Origin of the sequence: Streptomyces sp. NPDC005774, assembly GCF_042871645.1 — a bacterium.
Classification (GTDB): Bacteria; Actinomycetota; Actinomycetes; order Streptomycetales; family Streptomycetaceae; genus Streptomyces; species Streptomyces pratens.
On the sequence record NZ_JBIAIV010000035.1, the window covers coordinates 21,231 to 42,839 of the forward strand.

Annotated in this window: 16 protein-coding genes; 9 read left to right on the forward strand and 7 right to left on the reverse strand. The window is 72.1% G+C overall.

All coding sequences use genetic code 11. The features are described 5' to 3' along the window. Nucleotides 1–621: 621 nt before the first annotated feature. The 4 genes from ACFYQA_RS26810 (at nucleotide 622) to ACFYQA_RS26825 (ending at nucleotide 5,379) form a co-directional block, all read left to right on the forward strand. Nucleotides 622–1,257 carry a hypothetical protein gene (locus tag ACFYQA_RS26810; protein ID WP_386406209.1) on the forward strand — a complete coding sequence of 212 codons (636 nt, stop codon included), beginning with the start codon at nucleotides 622–624 and terminating at the stop codon, nucleotides 1,255–1,257. Nucleotides 1,258–1,361: 104 nt separating this feature from the next. Beyond that, entirely contained in the window at nucleotides 1,362–2,969 is a 1,608-nt protein-coding gene (locus ACFYQA_RS26815; protein WP_388922799.1) for a DUF6801 domain-containing protein, read from the forward strand. A gap of 39 nt (nucleotides 2,970–3,008) precedes the next feature. Next, nucleotides 3,009–3,950 (forward strand): hypothetical protein, encoded by a 942-nt coding sequence (locus ACFYQA_RS26820; protein ID WP_388922802.1) that lies wholly within the window; start codon nucleotides 3,009–3,011, stop codon nucleotides 3,948–3,950. Nucleotides 3,951–4,167: 217 nt separating this feature from the next. Continuing rightward, entirely contained in the window at nucleotides 4,168–5,379 is a 1,212-nt protein-coding gene (locus ACFYQA_RS26825; protein WP_388922805.1) for a helix-turn-helix domain-containing protein, read from the forward strand. Between the two features lie 149 nt (nucleotides 5,380–5,528). Here the strand turns inward: ACFYQA_RS26825 and ACFYQA_RS26830 are convergent, their stop codons facing one another. Further along, entirely contained in the window at nucleotides 5,529–6,179 is a 651-nt protein-coding gene (locus tag ACFYQA_RS26830) for a DUF4360 domain-containing protein (RefSeq protein ID WP_386406198.1), read from the reverse strand. Between the two features lie 491 nt (nucleotides 6,180–6,670). On the opposite strand from ACFYQA_RS26830, the gene ACFYQA_RS26835 reads away from it, so the two are divergent. Beyond that, nucleotides 6,671–9,706, forward strand: coding sequence for a beta-galactosidase (locus ACFYQA_RS26835; RefSeq protein ID WP_388922807.1), 3,036 nt, complete (start codon nucleotides 6,671–6,673; stop codon nucleotides 9,704–9,706). Between the two features lie 50 nt (nucleotides 9,707–9,756). On the opposite strand, the gene ACFYQA_RS26840 is transcribed toward ACFYQA_RS26835, so the two are convergent. From ACFYQA_RS26840 to ACFYQA_RS26855, 4 genes are all read right to left on the reverse strand, one after another. Continuing rightward, nucleotides 9,757–11,271 carry an alpha-N-arabinofuranosidase gene (locus ACFYQA_RS26840; protein WP_388922809.1) on the reverse strand — a complete coding sequence of 505 codons (1,515 nt, stop codon included), beginning with the start codon at nucleotides 11,269–11,271 and terminating at the stop codon, nucleotides 9,757–9,759. A gap of 156 nt (nucleotides 11,272–11,427) precedes the next feature. Next, a complete protein-coding gene (locus tag ACFYQA_RS26845) occupies nucleotides 11,428–12,291 on the reverse strand; it encodes a carbohydrate ABC transporter permease (RefSeq protein ID WP_388922812.1) in 864 nt (287 codons plus the stop codon). Next, complete coding sequence (locus ACFYQA_RS26850; RefSeq protein WP_388922814.1) at nucleotides 12,288–13,229, reverse strand: carbohydrate ABC transporter permease; 942 nt, start codon at nucleotides 13,227–13,229, stop codon at nucleotides 12,288–12,290. Before ACFYQA_RS26850 ends, ACFYQA_RS26845 begins: the two co-directional genes overlap by 4 nt. After that, nucleotides 13,226–14,584 (reverse strand): extracellular solute-binding protein, encoded by a 1,359-nt coding sequence (locus ACFYQA_RS26855; RefSeq protein ID WP_388922817.1) that lies wholly within the window; start codon nucleotides 14,582–14,584, stop codon nucleotides 13,226–13,228. Before ACFYQA_RS26855 ends, ACFYQA_RS26850 begins: the two co-directional genes overlap by 4 nt. Nucleotides 14,585–14,890: 306 nt before the next feature. Between ACFYQA_RS26855 and ACFYQA_RS26860 the strand changes: the two genes are divergently transcribed. The 4 genes from ACFYQA_RS26860 to ACFYQA_RS26875 all read left to right on the forward strand — a co-directional run bounded on the left by ACFYQA_RS26860 (nucleotide 14,891) and on the right by ACFYQA_RS26875 (nucleotide 19,508). Then, nucleotides 14,891–15,439 (forward strand): toxin, encoded by a 549-nt coding sequence (locus ACFYQA_RS26860; protein WP_388922820.1) that lies wholly within the window; start codon nucleotides 14,891–14,893, stop codon nucleotides 15,437–15,439. Beyond that, nucleotides 15,436–16,749 carry an MAB_1171c family putative transporter gene (locus ACFYQA_RS26865; RefSeq protein WP_388922823.1) on the forward strand — a complete coding sequence of 438 codons (1,314 nt, stop codon included), beginning with the start codon at nucleotides 15,436–15,438 and terminating at the stop codon, nucleotides 16,747–16,749. Before ACFYQA_RS26860 ends, ACFYQA_RS26865 begins: the two co-directional genes overlap by 4 nt. A 94-nt stretch (nucleotides 16,750–16,843) precedes the next feature. Next, nucleotides 16,844–18,088 (forward strand): MAB_1171c family putative transporter, encoded by a 1,245-nt coding sequence (locus ACFYQA_RS26870; RefSeq protein ID WP_388922826.1) that lies wholly within the window; start codon nucleotides 16,844–16,846, stop codon nucleotides 18,086–18,088. Further along, nucleotides 18,078–19,508 (forward strand): FAD-dependent oxidoreductase, encoded by a 1,431-nt coding sequence (locus tag ACFYQA_RS26875; RefSeq protein ID WP_388922829.1) that lies wholly within the window; start codon nucleotides 18,078–18,080, stop codon nucleotides 19,506–19,508. The genes ACFYQA_RS26870 and ACFYQA_RS26875 overlap by 11 nt, the downstream gene beginning before the upstream one ends. A 37-nt stretch (nucleotides 19,509–19,545) precedes the next feature. On the opposite strand, the gene ACFYQA_RS26880 is transcribed toward ACFYQA_RS26875, so the two are convergent. Together ACFYQA_RS26880 and ACFYQA_RS26885 are read right to left on the reverse strand one after the other, a co-directional pair. After that, on the reverse strand, nucleotides 19,546–20,415 hold the full coding sequence (locus tag ACFYQA_RS26880; RefSeq protein WP_388922832.1) for an SMP-30/gluconolactonase/LRE family protein: 870 nt from the start codon (nucleotides 20,413–20,415) through the stop codon (nucleotides 19,546–19,548). After that, the gene (locus ACFYQA_RS26885; protein ID WP_388922835.1) at nucleotides 20,412–21,185 is read right to left on the reverse strand and encodes an IclR family transcriptional regulator; all 774 of its coding nucleotides are present in this window, start codon (nucleotides 21,183–21,185) and stop codon (nucleotides 20,412–20,414) included. Before ACFYQA_RS26885 ends, ACFYQA_RS26880 begins: the two co-directional genes overlap by 4 nt. Nucleotides 21,186–21,609: the final 424 nt, after the last annotated feature.

The following is a 21,609-nucleotide window of genomic DNA, read 5'->3' on the forward strand; positions in this document are numbered from 1 at the left end:
CCCCTTTCCGGAACTTGTCACCGCGCAGACAACCCGCCCGGCCGCACTTGTCTCCGGGGAGACAGGGGCAGGGTCCCGCGGCTCCGGGGGTGTGGATCCGCAAGACCCTGCCTACGGACGTCCGGGCCCGGTGGGAGGGTGAGGCCGGAAAGCATCCGTCGTGGCTCCGGCCGACGGGGGCCACCGACCTGGAGCCGAGCACCGCACCGGCACGTTACGGCCCAGTAACCTCGGCGGGCAATACCGGGATCCGAGTTTTCCGGGATACCCGCTTCAGCCATCCGGAACCTGTCAGCGCGCAGATAAAACACGTCCCGAAAATTGTCACCGGGTGAGCAGAACGGCTCGGCTGTGAACGCCGAACGGCGGGACCCCGCACCGCCGGACGAAACGTCGACATTGACAGCCGATGACTAAAGCGACCTGTACACCACTCACTCCGGACACAGATGTTTCCACTTTCAAAAGAATCATGAACAGCGGCATTGTTCGGCCAAGTTTCCCGCAAGTAACGTCATTTCTCGCGGACAGGGAACACCGAGCCGCGGGCCGCACGGCCTTCCCTCGAACGACCGGCCACGGCCCACCTCTGCCGGCCAATCCACAAGGAGTCCTGACGTCATGAAGAAGAACACGAGAAGGTTCGCAGTCGTGGCGGGTGCGGCCGCGGCCGCCTTCGGTCTCACCGTCGCGCCCGCCTCGGCGGTGCCCTCCACGGTGTGGACCGTCACCCCGGCGGGCAGCTACACGGCGACGAACAGCAGCAACATCGTGCTGACCGCCACCATCCCGATGACGTGCACCACCTCAAGTGCGTCGGGCACCATGGCCAGCACCACGGGCAACCCGGCGACGGTCGCCGCCATCAACGCCATCAACTTCGGCACCGCCGCCTCGCCGTGCACCAGCGTCCTGGGCAACGTCACCACCGTGGCGGTCACCCCGTGGACCGTCGTCGCGCAGGACTACACCGCCGCGACCGGCGTCACCAAGGGCTACGTCGGCAACGTCACGGCCAACGTGACCGCCGGCGCCTGCAAGTTCACGGTGACGGGCAAGGCCTCGGCCACCTACACCAACTCCACTGGCGTCCTGGCCGTCAACAGCGTCTCCGGCGACCTGGCCGTCAGCTCCAGCCCCGCCCCCGTGAACTGCGGTTCGGTGGTCACGACCGCCACCAAGCCCATCTTCAAGGGCAACTACGCCATCAAGGCGTCGAACGGCACCATCCCGAAGATCGTCGGCTCCAACCCGTAAGGCGCCACCCGCTCATGTCCGCCCGGCCGGTGCTCCCGGCCGGGCGTTCGCGGGCTCTGCGCCGCGTTCCACCGACACCGGTTCCCCTACCCGAGCGGAGTTGTATGAGAGGCCACCGAGCCGCCGTTCCACGGCCGCCCCGTGTCCGCGCCAGGAGCGCGACGATCGCCGCGTTCGTCGTGCTCGCCGCCATGATCCCGGCCGCAGCCTCCGCCGCGGGCACCCGGGAGATCGGCGTCGAACTCCCCTACGTCTGCGCGCTCCCCTCGGGAGAACGGCCCGTGACGGTACGGGTCTCGGCCGCGTTCCCGGAGCGGGCCGAGGCGGGCGAGGCATTCTCACCCACCGACGTCACCACCACCGTGGAACTGCCCGCCGAGGCGGTCGCGGACCTCACCGCGTCCGAGGCCGCCACCGTGCGGGCCGCGACCCGCCTCGCCGTCGGCGTCACCCAGAACGAGGCGGCGGCGGAGGCGACCTGGCGCGGTACGGCGGAGCCGGTCACCCTCCCCGGGTCCGACTCCGACTCCGGGTCCGGGTCCGGGTCCGGGTCCGGGTCGCTGACACTGACCACGACGGGCGACGTCCCCTCGGTGACCGGCCGCGGTGACGGCGACCTGACGTTCCGGACCGGCGCCCTCGCCGTCGACCTGGCGCTCGACGCCGCGAGCGGCACCGCCACCGAGCCCGGTTCACTGACCGTCGACTGCTCCCTCGCCGGGGACGCGCCGGGCAAGGGGCTGCTGACCACCGTGCCGGTCGGACCGGAGACGGCGGATCCGGACGGCACGCCGACCCCGTCGGACCCCTCTCCCGGTTCCTCCGGTTCGCCCTCCGGGCCGCAGGACGAACCGGAGGGCCGGCAGGGGAACCGTGCGCCGGAGGGGGCCGAGAGCCCGCCCCGCGGTACCGCCGCGGACCGCGACGCGCCGCCGTGCCTCTACGACGACGAGCATCCCTCCACGTCGGCGTCGCTGAACGCCTATGTCACCGGCTACACGAACGTGAAGAAGCTGAGGGGAGCCTCGCTCCTCCCTCTGTCCTGCGTGCTGATCGAGCAGGGCCCCACGGACATCGACTTCTTCCCCGACTTCAGCGGCGGCTACCTGTCACAACACTCGGAGGGAACGCTCCGCCACCAGGGGCGCGCGCAGACCCCGCCCTTCGAGGCCACCTTCCTGACCTTCGGCTTCACTCCGACGAAGGCGTCCATGGTGCTGGAGCAGACGGGCCCCATGACCATGGACGCCAACGGCGAGACCTCGTTCGTCACTCTGGCCACCAGTCTGGAAACCCGCGTGCGGATACCGCTGGTCCTGAAGGTGACCGCTCTCGAGGTCAACGGAACGCCCTTGGCGATCGGGCCCGACTGCAGGACGGAGAGGCCCCTTCGCTCTCCCGAACCCGACCCCGCGAAGTTTCCCGGTGACCATGTGCTGCTGACCGGAAAGGGCACGCATCAGCCTCCCGACCAGCCCGTCGGCTACCTGTTGAGCTCCGGCGGCGCGCTGACCGGCGAAGTGACCATCCCCGCCTTCACGGGCTGCGGCGCCGGCGGCGAGAACCTCGACCGCCTCCTCACCGCCTCCGTCTCCGGTCCAGGCAACTACATCAAGCAGACGCAGGGCCAGACGTGCGCGGTGCAGGTCTTCAACGAGAACGAATGCACCGAGGACCTTCAGCCCCTCAAGATCCCCGTCGCCGAACGCTGAGCCGTCCCGTCCCTCCCACCTCCACGGAAGGCCATCACCATGCTCCAGCTCCCCTCCCGCGCCGGTCTCGCCACCGTCTCCGCGCTGACCGCGCTCGGTGCCTTCGTCTCCATGGGCACCGCGACCGCCGCCGAAACCACTCTGAACGGCGAGTGGGCGCCCTTCACCCGCTGTCCCGTGGACGCCCCGGCGATGCTGGCCGCGGACGGCCTCGAGAAGACCCCGCAGTGCGTGGTCTCCACCTCCGCCGGCGGCACCATCAAACTGGGCGAGACCACCGTCGCCACGGGGAAGACCGACCTCCAGCTCGGCATCGTGCAGAACGCGGACGGCACCAGCCGCGTGGTCGCCCCCTCCTCCGGCGCGCTCGTCGCCGACCCCGCCACCGTTCCCGGCGGCCTGCTCGGCCTGATGTGCCCGAGTGACATGCCGGTGATCACGGCCATCTGCAAGACGCTCGACACCTCCTCGCTCAACAGGATCACCGCCACCATGGAGTCCGTCGGCGCGCCCTACGCCTTCGACCAGACCGCGGGCATCCTCACCGACCTGCCGATCGTCGCCCTGCCGGTCCGCATCCACCTGGAGAACCCGCTCCTGGGCAGCAAGTGCTACATCGGAACGGCCGCCAACCCCGTCCTCCTGCGCCCGGAGAACCGCAACTACCCCGAGTTCGGGATGAGCTTCTTCCGGAGCGACGGCACCCTCGACGAGGCCGGTGAGATGAGCCGGATCAACCTCACCGGCGCCACCCAGAACGACAGCACCTTCGCGGTCCCCGCGGCCACCGGCTGCGGCCTGAACCTCGGCCTGATCAACGCCGCGGTCAACGCGAAGACCGGGCTGCCCTCCGCCGCGGGGCACAACAGCCTCACCCTCAACAGCACCCGAACCAGCCTCACCGGCCTCAACGCGCCCGGGACCGTCGTCCCCGACGCCGGCAGGGTACTCGCGGAGAACTGGCACTCCGCCGTCAAGTAACAGCCACCAAAAGGCGGTTCCCGGCCGTCCCACCGGACGGCCGGTGCCCCCGTACGTCACTTCTGCTCAAAGCGTGTACAAGGCAACCGAGTTGATTTAGCTTCAGCGTGCCAGAACGGCGTGACCCCATAAACCCGGCCGGACGTCATCCGCCCTCCGGCGGAACGGCGCCCGGCCGGCCACCCCGCCGGACACATCTGAGAGCAAAGGGTGACTCATGCCCTCGATCACACGGTCACCGGAGGCCGGGGAACCGCTCGGCCCCCTCCCCAGACAGTTCGCGGCCTTCATCCGGCCGGAACTACCGGGGCTGCTGAACGAGATACGGGCGGAGGTCACCCGCGCCTACCCGGTGTACGGCCGGCTGTTCAACGGCCCCGACGGGGACGCGATCCGCCAGGGCGTGGAGCATACGCTGGCCGCCTTCGTGGACCGGGTGGCCAACCCCGGCCAGAGCTCGGAACCGCGGGACGAACTGCTGCGCAGGTTCGGCCGGGTGGAGGCGTACGAGGGCCGCGACCTGGAGACCCTGCAGGGCGCCTACCGGCTCGGCGCCCGCATCGCGCTGCGCCGCGCCAAGACGGTGGGGCGCCAGCACAACCTCTCCCCCGCCCTCGTCCTCACCTTCGCGGACGCCCTCTTCGCGTACGTCGAGGAATTGGAGGCGATCACCCGCGAGGGGTACGTGGAGGCGCGGGAGCGGAGCGCGTCCGAGGTGTCCGCGTTACGAAGACAGCTGTTACACCTGATCCTGGCCGCACCGCCGCTGCCCCGGACGACCGTCTCCGAGCTGTGCGAGGCCGCCGCCTGGGAACTGCCCCGGGAGTGCACCCTCGTCGCCCTCCGCCCCCCGGTGCCCCACCACATCCAGGCGGGTCTCGACGACGACGTCCTCGCCGGCCTCGACATCCCGCAGCCGCATCTGCTCGTCCCCGGGGGCCTCACCCCGCAGCGCCTCACCATGCTGGGCACGGCCCTGGCCGGCACCCGCGCCGCGGTGGGCCTGACCGTACCGCTCGCGCAGACCGCCGACTCCGTCCGCTGGGCCCGCCGTGTGCTCCAGCTCGTCGACGACGGTGTCGTGCCCGATACTCCGCTGATCCACTGCGCGGACCATCTGACGACCCTGTGGCTGTTGTCCGATCCCGCCCTCGTCGACCACCTCGCCGCCCGCGAACTGACGTCCCTCGACGGACTGTCCCCCAGCCGGCGCGACCGGCTCGTCGAGACCCTCCGGGTCCACATCTCCACCCGGGCGCCCGCCGAGCAGGTCGGCGAGATGCTGGGCGTCCACGCCCAGACCGTCCGCTACCGCCTGCGGAACCTGGACGGCTACCTGGGCGACACCCTCAGCGACCCCGATCGCCGCTTCGCGCTCGAAGCCGCCCTGCGCGCCCTCCACCTGCGCGGCAGCGCCGGCCGGGAGTGATTCCCCGCCGCCCGGGCCGGCTTCCCCTCCCGCCGTGCACAGGCACGACGGGCCGTCGCGTCCGGGGAGGCCGACGGCGGGGACCGGTGTGCGGCCCGGGCGGCCGGGGCCGGACGCACGGGCCGCACGGGCGGTGCACCTGTCGCCCGTCAGGAGCCGGGGCACTCCTTCCAGGCCATGTGGTAGGTCGTGCTGATGTCGCCGTCGGTGGAGTCCATCGTCATGAAGCTGACCTTGTCGGGGGACGAGGTGCCGGCGCCGACGCGCAGTTCGGTGTTGATGTTGAAGTTGCGCTGGACGCCGCAGGGGGCGTAGACGAGCTGGGCCCAGTCGGTGGTGTCCGTGGCCTGCCAGTTGTCGTCGTAGGGGCCGGCGAAGGGGTGACTGCGGTACTCCGTGTTCGGGGAGCCCTGGAAGTAGTACGACGCTCTCTGCGTGCCCGTCGCGCCGGGCTGGAGGGCGGCGAAGCCCCGGTAGTCGGCACTCGCGATGGCGTAGGTGAAGCCCTGGGGCACGTGGACGATGAGGCTGAGCTGGCAGTTCTTGCGTGATGCGGTGGGGTCGGAGGCGCCGCCCGCCCGGGCGAGGTAGTCGCTGTACGTGACCGTGAACGCGGTGTTGTCCTCGGAGACGGCGACCGCGGTCGTGCCCTGGGGACAGCCGGAGCCGTTCACCGTGGCGACCTTGATGACGATCTTGTCCGGGGGCGGGTCCACGAAGCCTGTCGACGGGTTGTGCGCGGATATCGAGGCGGTGAGCAGTGCGGCCACCGCGGTGCTGAGGAGCAGGCCACCAGCCATGGTTCTCCCTGTCGGTCCAGTGGGGGGTGAGTGGGACGTGATGGTTGAACAGTCATGCACCTGACAAGAAGCCGGTCGGCCTCCGGCCACGTCGGCACACGAGCTCCCGACCCTCGTGAAGGAGGCGTGGAGATGGCGTGAAGACCGGGAGCGCTCGCATCGTAGGCGGCGCCCCGGGACGCGGACAGGACGAACTCCGGCCATTCGCCCCCGCCGGGCGGACCGGGTGTTCACAGGGAACGAGCGGGGGGAACGAGCGGGGGGAACGGGCGGGGGGAACGGGCGGGGGGAACGGGCGGGGGCGACAGCCCGCGCGCACGCCACTCGTACCGGGCGAAACGGACGTACCGGGAACCTGGCGTGAACACCGGGGCGCCCGGGCGTAGACAATGGCCCACCAGGACCACCCGTCACGGCGGACCAGAACCACCCGACGGCACCACCCGCGGCCCCATGCGGCCGCACCAGCGGCACACCAGGAGGCGGCTCCCTTGGAGCTCAGCAGGCGTACCTTCACCGCGCTGGCCGGCACGGCGGCGCTCGGCCTCGCGCTGGCCGGCAGCGGGGCGGCGACCGGCACGAACGGGACGCGTGCCGTGCCGACGGGGCCGCCGCCCGCCCCGCCGCGCGCGGACGGCAGGCGGCACGAGGTCGGCTTCGACCGGTACTCGCTCCTCGTCGACGGCCGGCGGCTGGTGCTCTGGTCGGGCGAGATGCACCCCTTCCGGCTGCCGAGCCCGTCGCTGTGGCGGGACGTGCTGCAGAAGCTGCGCGCCCACGGCCACAACGCGGTGAGTGTCCCCGTCCCCTGGAACCTCCACTCCCCCGCGCCCGGCGAGCACGACTTCACCGGGGTGCGCGACCTCGACCTGTTCCTCACGACGGCGGCCGAGGAACGGCTGTACGTCGTCCTGCGCCCCGGGCCGTACCTCGGCACCGCCGACCTCGACGCCGGCGGCTTCCCCGGCTGGCTGACGGTCGCCGAGGGCGCGGCCACCGCCGCGGACCCCGCGTATCTGGAGCACGTGGACGCGTGGCTGAGCGCCGTCGACGCCATCGCCGTCCGGCATCTGTTCACCGGGGGCGGCGGCACCGTACTCCTGTACCAGATCGAGGACCGGTACGAGGGGCGGGACGGGAGCGGCCCGGCCGACGCGGGCGCGGGTGCCTACATGTCCCACCTCTGCGGGAAGGTGCGCGCCGACGGGATCGACGTACCGCTGTTCCACAACGACGGCGGCGCGGACGGACTGTGGGCGCCCGGGACCTTCCCCGCCGGTACGGGCAAGCGCGGGGGGAACTGGCTGTACGGGTTCGAGTCCTCACCCGTGCCCGGTGAGGTGCCGGCCGATCTCGGGCACTTCGGCAGGCGCGGGACGGGGGCCGGGGCCAGTGCGCGCACTCCCGGGTTCGTCGCCGGGGCGGCCGTCGGCGCGTCCGACCCCTGGGGCGGGGTCACCTCCGGGGGCAAGGGGTACATCGAGGTGCGCGGGAGGTGGGACCCGGCGTACGAGCGGAGCAGCCTTCTCACCAGCCTCGCCAACGGGATCACCCTGCACAACACGCGCGTGGCGGCCGGCGGGATTTCGTGGGGGTGGCTGGCCTCGCCGCACGTCTACACCTCGTACGACTACGGGGCGCCGATCGACCATGCGCGGCGGCCCACCGCCAAGCTGGCCCCGCTCCAGCAGCTCGGGCATCTGCTGCGGACCGTGCCGGACCTCGCCCGCCTCGAACCGGCGCCCGCGGTGCGGCCCGAGGACGACCGGCTGACGGTCTACCACCTGGCCAACCCCGACACCGACGCCCAGGTGTACGTCCTGCGCAACGACTCCGCCGACGAGGTCCGGTCGGCGCTGCCGGGCACCGGTGTCGACGTGCCCGTCACGGTCGGCGCGCGGGACGCCAAACTGATCGCCGCCGGGCTCCGACTGGGGCGGCGGCGGCTGGCGTTCACCACCGCGCAGCCCCTGTTCGGCATGAGGGCCGGACGCCACGACATCGCCGCGTTCGTGGGCCGGGCCGGCGAGACGGCCCAGATCGCCCTCGACTGCGAGGTCCAGCCGCTCACCAACCGGCTGGACCCCGAGCCCGCGTGGTCCTACGACCGGGGCCGGCTGAACGTGGTCACGCCGCTCGGGGCGGGCGGGCTGAGCCGGGTCCTGGTCGAGGGCGGCGACTCCGACACGCCGATGCTGCTGCTGTTCGCCGACGACGCGACCGCCCAGCGGCTGTGGCCCTACGAGACCCCGTCCGGCCCGCTGCTGGTCTACGGCCCGCCGCTGCTGCGGTCGGCCACGCTGCGCGGCTCCACCGTCCACCTCACCGGCGACAACACGGGCGGGACCGGCCTGGAGGTGTGGGCGCCGCGCGGGATCACCACCGTGACCTGGAACGGGCAGCCGGTGCGCACCACGGTCAGCAGGTCCGGGGCCCTGGTGAGGGAGGGGCTGATGCCCGGTACGCCCGCGCCGTCGCTGCCCGCCCTCACCGGCTGGCGGCGGCGGGCGGAGAACCCGGAGTCCGCGCCGGACTTCGACGACGCGCGGTGGACTGCCGCCGACCGGACCGCCTCCCCGTCCACCACGCCCGTGCCCGAGGGACAACCCGTCCTGTTCGCCGACGACTACGGCTTCCACTACGGCGACGTCTGGTACCGGGGACACTTCGAGGACGCGCGCGACACCACATCGGTGTCCCTGTCCTACAGCACCGGCACGCAGGGGCTGCTGATGGCCTGGCTGAACGGGAAGCCGCTGGGCACGCACCGGATGCCGGTGCCGGACGAGGACACGGCGGACCGGGGCACCTGGACCGCGACCGCGACGTTCCGCGTGCCCGGGAAGCTGCGCGAGCGCGGCGAGCACGTCCTGTCCGTGCTCGTACGGCGGATGCAGCAGGAGGGGGACACGACAGGCACGGCAGGCCCCGCAGGCGCGCGGGAGCCCGCGGCCGGGCGCAGTACGCGCCGGGCGGCCCGTGGACTGACCGGCGTCGCCTTCGAAGGGGCCTCCCCCGAGGTGAGCTGGCGGATCCAGGGGGCCGGGGCGCCGGACCGGGTGCGCGGGGCGCTGAACAACGGCGGGCTGTACGGGGAGCGCGAGGGCTGGCACCTGCCGGGGTACGGCGACGACCGGGACCGGAGCGCCTGGAAGGCCGTGGACCGGCCGCGTGAGGACCGACGACGGCAGGGGGTCACCTGGTACCGGACGGAGTTCCGGCTGGACGTCGCCCCGGACGTGGACGCGTCGGTCGGGCTCGTCCTCGAGGACGACCCCGAGCGCGCCTACCGCGTCCAGATCTTCCTCAACGGCTGGAACATGGGCCAGTACATCAATGACGTGGGCCCGCAGCACACCTTCATGCTGCCGAACGGGATCCTCCGCACACGGGGCAGCAACACACTGGCCCTGGCCGTGCTGTCCGACGGGACCACACCCTCGGGGCCGGACCAGGTGCGGCTGACCCTGATGGGCGCGGCGCGCGGCGGAGTGCCGGTGGAGGCGGTGGAGTCACCGGGACGGTGACCCTCGCGCCTCCACCGGTCCGACAGGCTTCCGTCGGGATCGCGCCGGGCTCACGCCAGCCGGATCACGTTCCAGGACAGCGGTTCCAGTACGGTCTCGAGCCCGCCGTCCGTCAGGGTCGTGCCCCCGACGGTGTGCGGGGTGACCCGCTCCGGTTCGGCGAGGGTGTTGCGTGCGTCGGGGTCGGCGTCCGCGAGGGCGGTGTGCTCCACGACCGAGGTGAGGCCGAGGCCGCCGAGGGCGATCTCCAGCGGCAACGGCTCGGTGCGGCCGCGGTTGACGGCGAAGACGGTGACCGTGCCGTCGTCGGCGCGTACGGCGGTGGCGTGCAGCAGGTCGGCCGTGCCGTACCTGTCGGTCTCGTACGTCGGTGAGTCCACGCGGACGTCGAGGACCTCGCCGCGTCCGTGCCGGGAGGCCTGCGCGAACGGGAAGAACGTCGTCTGCCGCCAGGCGGGGCCGCCCGGTTCGGTCAGGATCGGCGCGATGACGTTGACGAGCTGGGCGAGGCAGGCGACCTTGACCCGGTCGGCGTGCCTCAGCAGCGCGATGAGGAGCGAGCCGAACACGACGGCGTCGGTGACGCTGTAGTTGTCCTCCAGCAGGCGCGGCGCCTCGGGCCAGTCGTCCTGCGCGAAGGTCGTCGCCTGCTCCTGCCAGCGGGTCATGTACCAGACGTTCCACTCGTCGAAGGAGAGGTTGATCCGCTTCTTCGACTTGAGCTTCGCGCCGACGTGGTCGCAGGTGGCGACGACGTTCTCGATGAAGGACTCCATGTCGACGGCGGAGGCGAGGAAGGAGTCGAGGTCGCCGTCGTGGGGCTCGTAGTAGGCGTGCAGGGAGATGTGGTCGACGAGGTCGTACGTCTCGGTGAGGACCGTCGCCTCCCAGGCGGCGAAGGTGGGCATGGACTGGCCCGAGGAGCCGCAGGCGACCAGTTCGACGCCGGGGTCCTGCTGGCGCATCGCGCGGGCGGTCTCGGCGGCGAGGCGGCCGTACTCCTCGGCGGTCTTGTGGCCGGTCTGCCAGGGGCCGTCCATCTCGTTGCCGAGGCACCACATCCGGATGCCGAAGGGGTCCTTGTCGCCGTGCGCGACGCGCAGGTCGGACAGGGCGGTACCGGCGGGGTGGTTGGCGTACTCCTGGAGTTCGAGCGCCTCGGTGACGCCGCGGGTGCCGAGGTTGACGGCCATCATGGGTTCGGCCTGCGGGCCGATCTTCCGCAGGAAGGCGATGTACTCGGACAGGCCGAAGCGGTTGGTCTCGGTGGAGTGCCAGGCCAGGTCGAGGCGGCGGGGGCGGTCCTCGGCGGGGCCGACGGAGTCCTCCCACTTGTAGCCGGAGACGAAGTTGCCGCCGGGGTAGCGGATCGCGGTGACGCCGAGTTCGCGGACCAGGTCCAGGACGTCGGTGCGCAGACCGTCGGCGTCGGCGGCGGGGTGGCCGGGTTCGTGGATGCCGGTGTGGACGCAGCGGCCGAGGTGTTCGACGAAGGAGCCGAAGAGACGGGGGTCGACCGGGCCGACGGTGAAGGCGGGGTCGAGGGTGAAGCGGGCGGTACGCATGTGTTCCTTTCAGAGGTTCGCCGGTGTCCGCGGGGCCGGTGCCGGGCGCGGGTGCCGGGATCCGTCGTCGTGGGTGCCGGACCTGCCCGTCGCGGGGCCGGTGCGGGTGCGGGTGCCGGTGCCGGTGCCGGGCGCGGGTGCCGGTGCGGCGGGTCGTCACTGGCCGGCGAGGCCGGTGTGCGCGACGCCCGCCACGATCTGGCGCTGGAAGAAGACGAAGACGACGATCAGCGGCAGGCCCGCCATGAGGCCGCCGGCCATCAGCTGGGCCCACTGGATGCCGTAGGAGTTCATGACGGTCGCGATGCCGTTCGGCATGGTCATCAGGTCGGGGTTGTTGGTGACCATGTAGGGCCACAGGAAGTTGTTCCACGAGCTGATGAAGGTGAAGATGCCGACCGCCGCGAGCGAGGGGCGCGACAGCGGCAGGATGATCGTGAAGAAGACACGCCAGCGGCCGGCGCCGTCGATGAAGGCGGCCTCCTCCAGTTCGCGCGGGACGCCCTGGAAGAACTTGTAGAGGATGTAGACCATCGCGGCCGGCGCGCACTGCGGCAGGATCATTCCCCAGTACGTGTCGACCATGCCCATCTGCTGCACCGTGGTGAACAGGGGAACGCCGAGCACGGCCGGGGAAACCATCAGCCCGGTCATCACGACGCCCATCAGGACGCCCCTGCCCCGGAACTCGGTGCGGGCGAAGCCGTATCCGGCCAGCGCGCCCACCACCAGCACGACGGCGGTCACGCACACCGACACGACCAGGGAGTTGACGAGCCAGTCGGTGATGTTGCCGGACTCGAGGACCGCCGACCAGGCCTGACCGGTCCACTCCTTCGGCAGCCAGTGCGGCGGTACCTCGACGGCCTCGGTCTCCGACTTCAGGGAGGTGAACAGCGCCCAGGCCAGGGGCGCGAGGAACACCACGGAGACGGCCGCACCGACGAGGGTGAGCACGATCTGGCTCGGCGGCCAGTTCCGGCGGGGCCTGACCCTTACCTGCGGTGCGGCGGTGGTCATCGGCCGCCCTCCTCACGGTTGCGCAGCAGCCACATCCGGGCGAGGGCGACGGCGGCGATGAGCACGAAGAAGATGATGGAGATGGCGGAGGCGTAGCCCACGCGGTAGCTGGTGAAGCCCTGTTCGAGGGTGTACTGCACGAAGGTGCGGGTCGATTCCTCCGGGCCCGGCCCGAAGTCCTGGATCACGACGGCCTGGTCGAAGACCTGGAGCGAGGCGAGGATCTGCAGGGCGAGGACGAGCCCGGTGATGTTGCGCAGCATCGGCAGCGTGATGTGGAGCATGCGGTGCCAGGCGTTCGCGCCGTCCAGCCTGGCGGCCTCGTACAGGTGCGCGGGGATGCCCTGGAGCGCGGCGAGGTAGAGCAGGAAGCTGAAGCCGGCCGTCCACCACAGGGTGGTGATGACGATCGCGAGCATCGCGTAGGACTTGTCGGTCAGCCACGGCGTCTCGAGGCCGAAGACGTGGTTGATCATGCCGGTGCCGGGGTTGAACAGCCACTGCCACAGGTTGGCTGCCACGGTGGACGGCAGCAGGAACGGCATGAAGAAGCACAGCCGCCACAGCCAGGTGCCGTGCTCGATGTGGTGGGCGAGCATCGCGAGGAGGAAGGCGAGGACCGTGATGCAGGGCACGACGAGCAGCGTGAAGTAGGCGCTGTGGCCGAGCGAGTCCCACATCAGCGGGTCCTGCAGGGCCTCGCGGTAGTTGTCGAGGCCGATGAAGTGCGCGTCGTCGCCCGAGATGTTGGCGTCCGTGAGGCTGAGGTAGAGGCCGCGCAGCAGCGGCCAGATCACGAAGAGCGCGAACAGGGCGAGGAACGGGGCGACGAACCAGCCGCCGTGCTGGAATCCCTGCTTGCGGCGGACGGTGGCGCCGTCCGCCGCGGTCGTCGCGCGCACCGGGCGGACGACGGTCTCGGCGCCGGTCGCCGTCATGCGGGCGCACCTCCCTCGGCGGCGGTCCTGCCGTCCATCGGGTTCTTCGTGGCGAGCAGCCCGGTGAGCGTGCTCCTCATCCGGCGGGCGACCGTCTCCGGCTTCGCGGAGCCCATCGTCGAGGAGACGACGAGCGGGCCGACGCGCTGGGCGAGGATGCCGGTGGACCCGGCGAACCACACCTTCGGCTCGGTGGCCTGGTGGTCCATCGCCGTGACGTACTCGTTCTGCGGCTCCAGTTCCCGGTACGCGGCCGTGGACAGGGTCGGCGTGTGGGCGGGGATGTGTCCGCCGCCCGCCCACTGCCGGGCGTGCTGGACGACGTAGGCGGCGAGCCGGTGCGCGCCCTCGTTGGCGGCGCCGCCCCGGTCCGACTGGTGCGGCAGGACGAAGGAGTGCGACTCGGCGTGGGTGGCCGGCTTCCCGAAGACGGGCGGCAGCGGGGTCGCACCGTAGTCGAGTTCCGCGCCCGAGAAGACGGGCACCGACCAGTTGCCCTCCCAGACGAAGGGGGCGCCGTTGATGAACTGTTCGGCGCCCGCGCCACCCCCGAAGCCCGGGTCGGCGTATCCGTCGGTGATGTGCCGGCGCAGGAACTCCAGGACCTGGACGGCCTTGTCGGTGTCGAAGGTGACCTCGGTGCGGGCGTCGTCGAACCAGGTGCCGCCGAGCTGGGTGTAGAAGGCGACGAAGAACCACCACTGGAAGTTCTGGTCGTTGACCCACAGGCCGATGGTCTGCAGCCCTTTCCCGGTGGCCTTCTTGGCCTCCTTCAGCACGTCGAACCACTCGTCGACCGATGTCACGGGCACCATGCGCCCGTCGGCGTCGAGCAGGCCCGCCTTCCCCAGCACGTCCTTGCGGTAGAAGCAGAGCTGGACGTGGATGTCGAGCGGCAGGGCGTAGAGCTTGCCGTCGACGACGGCGCGCTTCCACAGTTCGGGGTTGAAGTCCTCCTCCCGCACGCCGTACTCGGCGAGCAGACCGGCGTCCCAGGGGTCCAGGAGACGGCCCGGCGAGAAGCCGGTGACGCGGCCCAGGTGCATGACGCCGAGGTCCGGCGCCCTGTTGCCCGCCGCGGCCATGGCGAGCTTGGTGTAGAAGGGGCTGCCCCACTGGAGGGTGGAGTCCTTCACGTCGATGCCGGGGTTGTCCTTACGGAAGGCGTCCAGCATCGCGATCATGTTGTAGCCGTCGCCGCCGCTGAAGAGGTTCCAGTACCGCACCCGCGTACCGGCGTCGGAGGCCAGGGCGTCCGCGCCGGTTCCGAGGGCCGCGAAGCCGAAGCTGCCCGCGACCGTCAGGCCGCCCGCCGCGGCCAGTAAGTGCCTGCGATTCAGGCCAGGTCGTCCCATGCCCTGCCCCATCTGTCGAGGTGTCGTGTCGGAGAGGTGTGCGTGCAGGAGGTGCGCTCGTAGGAGGTGTGCACGGCATCCGAAGCAGGTGCGTCGGGATGCCCGGGATGGCATGTTCGACATGTCGAATGACGCCCGTAACTTCGAACGGACCGTAAGGGGCGGGCGCGGGCGCGTCAACGCTTCGGACAAGATCTCGGAGCCTGGCCGACGGGACACCTGTTCGCATGACGTGGACCCTCACGGCGCGTAGTCTCGAACGGCCTTGAGATCACCCGGGGGAACAGGGAAGCAAGGGAGAGAGCGGTGCGTACCAGGAAGGAGATGCGTCGCCTCGCCGACGCACTCATCGAGCCCATCCGGGTGCCGGTGCCCGCCGAGCCCGAGGCCCTGTTCAACGCACTCGTCGCCTCCGTCGGCGCCTGGCGGGGACGTGAAGTCCTCGTCCACCGGGCGGCGTTCCCCCCGCACACCGCGAGCGGACTGTGGCTGGAGCGGGAGAGCCACGACGACGTGGTGGTGGACGAACGGGCGGCCGCATGGCACCAGATCGTGATCTTCTGCCACGAGGTGTGGCACATGAACCGGCGGCGGATGGAAGCGGAAGCGGGATCCGGCGGACGCCCGGCAGCAAAACCGACGCACCGTCAATCCATAGCAGCACGAACTGACTTCAGCCTCGCCGAGGAACAGGAGGCCGACCGTTTCGGCATGCTGATGGGCCGTCGGCTGCGCACCCTGCTGGACGCCTCCACCGACTCCGTGTTCGCCGCCGGGGGCGGCGGCTCCGGCGAACCGCAGGACCTCGCCGGACGCATCGGGGCCGCACTCAACCACCGCGGGACGAGACGATGAACGGCCTGATCAACTACGCCAGCTGTGGGGCGCTGTGGCTCGGTCTGCTGGTGCGGGCCCCGGACCTGCTGCGGCACCGGAGCGATCCGTATCTGCGCTCCATCTGCGCGGTGCTGGGGCTGGCCGGGCTCTGCTTCCTGCTCGGGGCACCGCCGACGGTGGGCGCGATCAACCGCCTCGGCGGAGTGCCGAACCTGGCGGCACCGCTGACGTACGCCGCGATCATCGCCTACGGCGCCGCCTCCCAGGTCCTCATCGTCCACTGGCGCGGCGGCCCGGGGGTGCGCCGCACCGCCCGCCGCTGGATTCTCGCCTACACCGGTGTCCTGATCGGGGTGGCGGTGACCTTCGCCCTCGGGGACGCACCGGTGGAACGCCGCACCGACCTGGACACCTACTACGCGACGACCCCGTACCTGGCGCAGATGATCGTGCTGTACCTGGTCGCGCACCTCATCGCGGTGACCGTGACCGCGGTGACGTCACTGCGCTGGGCACGCCGGGTGCGGGGCGGACTGCGGGCGGGCCTGACGCTGATGGGAGTGGGCGCGCTGTGCGGCACCGGCTACAGCGTGGCCAAGCTCGTCGCGGTGGCCGCCCGCTGGTCCGGCCGGGACTGGACGGCACTCGGCACCGCCGTCTCCCCGGCCGCCGCGGGGCTGGGCGCGCTGCTGACGGTCGTCGGGGTGCTGGTACCGCTGGTCACGCCCCGGGTGGCCCGGTGGGGGCGGGCCCGGCGGACGTACGCCCGGCTCGAACCGCTGGAGCGGGCGCTCGACGACCTGCTCGTCCGCCGGACGCTGCGGCTGCCCCGGCCCCGGCTCGCGTCCCCCGCCGCCCTCCTCGTGTGGCGCCAGACCAGCATCCACAACGCGCTGAGCCACCTGGACGCCTACTTCGACCGGGACCTGTTCGACCGGACCCGCGCGTCCGCGCTCCGCACGACGGCCGATCCCGAGTGGGCCGAGGCCGCCGCCTGGGCCGCCGTGATCGTCACCGCGGTACGGGACGAGGCCGCACCCGGACGTCAACTGCCGCCGGCCCACGGCACCGGACGGTTCCTCGACCGGATCCCGGGGCCGGCCGGACTGGCCCGGATCGCCGACGCCCTGGCCGGCACCGCACCGGTGTCACCGGTGTCACCGGTGACACCCGCCGCACCGGTGACACCGGCCGCCCCAGTGCCGCGGGCCGCCCCGGTGCCGCGGGCCGCCCCGGTGCCGCCGACGGCTCCGGCACCCTCCGCCACGGCAGCATCCTCCACGGCACCATCCGCAACGGCACCCACAGCACCGACGGGGGCGGTATGAGCGGTATAGGCGGTATGGAACGCGACGGCCGCGGTGGCCGTGACCGCCGGGCCGGACGTGCCGGGCGCACCGCGCCGCCAGGGGGCCGTACGGCATGAGTCTCGTCGTGTACCTGGCCGCCTTCATGCTGGGGATCTCCTCCGTCCTGGTGCGGCGCCGTCCTCGCACCGCCCTGCGCGACCCGCTGACGCTCTCCACCTGCGTGGCGATCGCGCTCGCCGCCCTGGTCTTCGTCTGTGCCGCCCCGGCGACCCTGGCCGCCGTCAACGAGCTCACCGGCATCCCCAACTTCGGTGCGCCGCTGACCTACGGGATGCTCTCCGCGTACAGCTGCGCCGCGCTCGTCCTGCTGATCAACTGGCGGGGCGGGCCCCGCGGGCTGGTGCGGCGCATGGTGCTGCGCAGCGTCGCCGCGTACGGGCTGCTGGTGCTCGCCATCGTCGTCCTGTTCGCGCTCGCCGACGCGGGCACCGAGCGGCTGACCGACCTCGACACGTACTACGCCAACACCCCGTTCATGCGGGAGATGATCCTGCTGTACCTGCTCGGGCACAGCGCGGCCATGCTGGTCATGTGCGTGGTGTGCCTGAAGTGGGCCCGTGAGGTCACCGGGCTGCTGCGCACCGGGCTGTGGCTGATCCTGCTGGGCACGCTGCTGGACGTGGTGGGCTTCCAGCTGACCAAGTACACGGCGGTCGTGGCCCGTTGGAACGGGCATGACCTCGACTTCCTGTCCACCGACGTCGCCCCGCCGATGGCCTCGCTGGGCGCGGTGCTGTGCTCGGCGGGATTCGTGCTGCCGAGGCTGCTGCCCCCGACGCTCGCCCAGTGGCGGGGGCTGCTCGACCACCGGCGGCTGGCTCCCCTGTGGTACCTCGTACGGTCGGCGTCCACCGCTCCCAAGCCGCCCACCGCCTGGTGGCAGCTCCCCCAGGTCCGGCTGCAGTGGCGCGAGGTCTCCATCCACGACGCCCTGCTCGCGCTGGCACCGTACTTCGACCACCGCGTCCGTGAACGGGCGCGGGACGAAGCCCTGGCCGCCGGGCGCTCCCCCCACGAGGCCCGGCTGGCGGCGGAGGCCGCCATGCTCGCCGACGCCGCGCGCCGGGCCGCCGCCCGCGAGGAACCGCCCCAGACGGACGGCAGTTACCGGCTGCACGCCACCGAGGTCCTGGGCACGAGCGGGCTGGTGGAACTGGCCCGGGCGCTGGACCGGGAGCGTGACCGCCCTCCCCCCACCGCCCCCCACACACACCACACGCCTCCCGCGTCCGACGGCGCGGGGCCGAACTCCATGGCTGGACCCATGGCAGAACCCGAGGAGCCCCATGTCGCGTAGAGCTGTCGTCATCGGTGCCGGGCTGGCCGGCATGCTGGCAGCGGCCGCCCTGTCCGACGCCGGAGCGGACGAGGTGATCGTGCTGGACCGCGACGATCTGCCCGACGGCCCCGAGCACCGCCGGGGCCTGCCGCAGGGGCACCACGCGCATCTGCTGATGCCGGGCGGGCTGGACGCCATGGAGGAACTGCTGCCGGGCGTGGATCCGCGGGGACGGCTGCTCGCGGCCGGCGCGCACGAGGTCTCCTTCAGTTCGGGCATGCTGGCCCTCACCTCCGAGGGCTGGCTGAGGCGGTGGCGGCGCGCGGGGCCGGTCATGCTGACGTGCACCCGGCCACTGCTGGACTGGGTGATACGGACCGCGGTGCTGGAACACGCGCCGGTCGAGATCCGCAGGGCGGCGGTGACCGGGCTGACGGGATCCGCCGGGCGGGTGCGCGGGGTACGGGTGGCGCCGCCCGGCGGCGGGGAGAACCGCCACGCGATCCGTGACGAGGAACTCGACGCGGACCTCGTCGTCGACGCGAGCGGGCGCGGTACGCGGGTCGTGACCTGGCTGGACGGGATCGGTCTTTCCGGCATCCGGGAGCGGACCGTGAACTCCGGTCTGGTCAACGCGACGCGTCTGTACCGGGTGCCGGAGGGTGCGGAAGGCTTCCCGCTGACGATCGTGCAGGCGAACCCGTTCGCCTCCCGGCCGGCGCGGAGCGCGATGGTGATGCCGGTCGAGGGCGGCCGGTGGCTGGTGAGCTGCGGCGGCTCACGCGGCGGTGAGCCGCCCGCCGACCCGGAGGGCTTCCTGCGGTACATGCTCGACCTGCCGGACCCGATCGTGGGCCGGCTGGTCTCCGGCGCCGAACCGCTCACCGACATCCATCTGAGCCGGTCGACGAGCAATGTGCGGCGGTATCTGGAGAAGGCGCCCCGGTGGCCGGACGGCTTCGTCGCCCTCGGGGACGCACTGGCCACCTTCAACCCCGCGTACGGGCACGGCATGTCGGTGGCCGCGTTCGGCGCGCGGGTCCTCGGCCGGGAGCTGAACGGGGTGGCCGGTGACCTCGGCGCGCCCGGTCTCGCCCGGCGGGTGCAGCGGGGCGCGGCGCGGGTGGCGGAAGCGGCCTGGTCCATGGCGGTCAGTCAGGACGTGCTGTACCCGGGGGTGCGCGGTGGTACGCCGACCGTCGCCGACCGCGTCGTCTCCGCGTACACGCGGCGCGTCACGCGGGCGGCCACCGGCTCGTACCCGGCGGCCTCGGCGCTCTGGGGTGTCACCGGTCTGCGCGCGTCCCCGGCCCGGATGTTCCACCCGGCGACGGTGCTCGCCACCGTCGCCGGCTCCCCCCTGCCCCCGTCGACCCGGCCGCCGCTGACCGCCGACGAGCGGAAGGTCCTCGATCGGCTGGATCGTACGGGGGTCTGAGAGACGGGCGGGCGGGAGAAAGGGGCCGGTCCGTGCGTCAGCCCGCGAAGGCGGGCTGGGCCACGCCCCGGCCCGCACCCGGGACCACCAGGAGCGAGCCGGCCAGGGGCGGCGCGGGGTCCAGGCCCACCCGGGCCGTGGTGATGTACAGGTCGGTCAGACCGGGGCCGCCGAAGGCACAGGCGGTGACGCGCGGGACCGGGAGTTCGATCACCCGGTCCAGGGCGCCGGACGGGGTGTAGCGGCGTACCGCCGCGCCGTCCCACAGCGCCACCCACACACAGCCCTCGGCGTCGACGGTGAGGCCGTCGGGGAAGCCGGCGCCGTCCTCGACCTCGGCCAGCGGGCGGCGGCCGGTGACCCTGCCGGTGTCCGCGTCGTGGTCGAAGACGTCGATACGGCGGGTGGGGGTGTCGATGTAGTACATCAGGCGCCCGTCGGGGCTCCAGCCGGTGCCGTTGCTCACCGTCACGTCGTCGAGGACGAGTTCGGCGGTGCCGTCGCCGGTGACGCGCGAGAGCGTACCGCCGCCGGTGGCCTCGTCGTAGCGCATGGTGCCGGCCCACAGGGCGCCGTCGGGGGCGACGGCGGCGTCGTTGCCGCGGCGGCCGGGGACGGGCTCGTGGCGCAGCCAGCGGAAGGTGTCGTCGGGGTCGAGCAGACCGATGCCGTCCCGCAGGTTGAGGACCAGGCCGCCGCCCACGCGGGGCTTGACCGCGCCCACGTGCTGTTCGCCGCGGCGCAGGGTGCGCCGGCCGGTGACCGGATCGTAGCTGTGCAGCCGGGAGTTGAGGATGTCGATCCACAGGAGGCGGCCGGTCGCGGGGTCCCAGGTGGGGCCCTCGCCCAGGGCGGACTCCGCCCGGACCGCCACCTCGTACGGGGCACCGTCACGCGTCGTCGTCATGTTGTCCTCCGGTGGCCGAGGCGCTCGGACAGGTCGTCGGCGCCCTTGGCGGCAAGCTGTTCCAGCTCGGTGAGGCGGTCGTCGCTCCAGCGGATCATCGGTACGGAGATGGACAGCGCGGCGACCACCTGTCCGGTGCGGTCGCGGACCGGGGCGGCCACGCAGCTGACGTCCGGGTTGGACTCACGGCTCTCCACGGCGACACCCCGGGCCCGGATCTGTGTAAGGGCCTCGCGCAGGGCGGCCGGGTCGGTGATGCTGTTGGGGGTCATCGCGGCCAGCTCGGCGTCGTCGGGCAGGCGTGCGGCGAGTTCCCTCTCCGGGAGGGAGGCCAGCAGCATCTTGCCCACGGAGGTGCAGTGCGCCGGCAGCCGGCGGCCGGCCGCCGACACCATCCGTACCGCGTGGGTGGAGTCCACCTTGGCGATGTAGATGACGTCGGTGTCCTCCAGGATCGCCACGTGCACCGTCTCGTCGCAGGTCTCGGCGACGGACCGGGCCACCTGCTGGCCCTCGGCGGCGAGGTCGAGGTGCTCGGCGTAGCGGGCGCCGAGCTGGTACGGGCGTACGCCGAGCCGGTAGCGGCCGGGCTGGCCGGTCACCGGGACGATGTACTTCCGGGCGGCGAGCGTGGTCACCAGTTCGTGCACGGTGGTGCGCGGCAGTTGGAGTCTGCGCACGATGTCGGGGGCGGAGAGCGTTCCGTCCCCGTCGAGGAAGAGCTCGAGAATGTCGAGAGCCCGGGTCACGGCTGGTACGAGGCGTCCCACGGCCGGCCCCTCCCTGTCTGTCTCAGCCCGTTCGAGATATCAACAGGCGATCGGAATGGCGAACACACAGGCTAGCCATCCGGCCCCACCCGGGCAATGGCCTCCCGAGGAACCGACACCGCCCCTGACAGCCGGACCGGCCCCGACACGGCCCTTGCGGTCCGACCGGCCCTTGCCTGCCCTGCCTGCCCCGCCTGGGTCCTGCCCAGTCCTGGCAGCCCTCCTGGTCCCATCAGCCCTGACAGTCCCACCGGCCTCACCCGTCCGACCGGTCCTGCCGGCCCTGCCTGCCCCGCCGGTCCTACCGGTCCTACCGGCCCTACCGGCCCTACCGGCCCTACCGGCCCTACCGGCCCTACCGGCCCTACCGGCCCTACCGGCCCTACCGGCCCTACCGGCCCTACCGGCCCTACCGGCCCTACCG